Origin of the sequence: Neobacillus paridis (assembly GCF_016765675.1) — a bacterium.
Lineage (GTDB): Bacteria > Bacillota > Bacilli > Bacillales > Cytobacillaceae > Neobacillus > Neobacillus paridis.
Genome location: NZ_JAESWB010000129.1, coordinates 1 through 501 on the forward strand (window position 1 = coordinate 1; position 501 = coordinate 501).

Here is a 501-nt window from a genome sequence, read left to right on the forward strand (position 1 = left end):
CATCGCCCGGATCAGCTCTTTTCTGATTGGACACGACTTGGTCATTTGGCACGAACTCCCAGTCATCCAAGTCCGGATCAGTTTGTTTCTGCTCAGGTTTTCCGTGCGTTGCTACCGGCTTTTCCCGACGGGTATGAAATTCAAATGAGCTGCTCGAACTGCTTGAGCTCCCGTACCTGGTTGTTCCATCCATTCGCTTCTCCTCTTTAAAAGTGATTGAAGGCATCGATTCCATGAAGCACTTCGTGCGAAGGCATCTCGGTGATGCTTGTCTGTCTTAATAAGGCAAGGGCTTTCAGCTGGTACCATCTTCGCCAGGCTGGCCGCGAGGGAGGCACGATCGACGCATGGGCCGGTAGGTGCGCTGCGTTACCGTACCGTGGTTATTTCCGTTGCACCTGACGCGCGCCATGTAGCGTGGCTACCTGACCTGACCTGACCTGACCTGACCGCAGACAAGACACTCTTCGCGGCACACAGCCTCAAGGCAGGATTCTGGCG

At 54.9% G+C, this 501-nt stretch carries 1 protein-coding gene; it reads right to left on the reverse strand.

Features of this window, described 5'->3' with window-relative positions:
- Positions 1–235: hypothetical protein (locus JK635_RS07115; RefSeq protein WP_235887955.1), on the reverse strand; the 235-nt coding region annotated here is incomplete at its 3' end.
- Between the last annotated feature and the right edge of the window lie 266 nt (positions 236–501).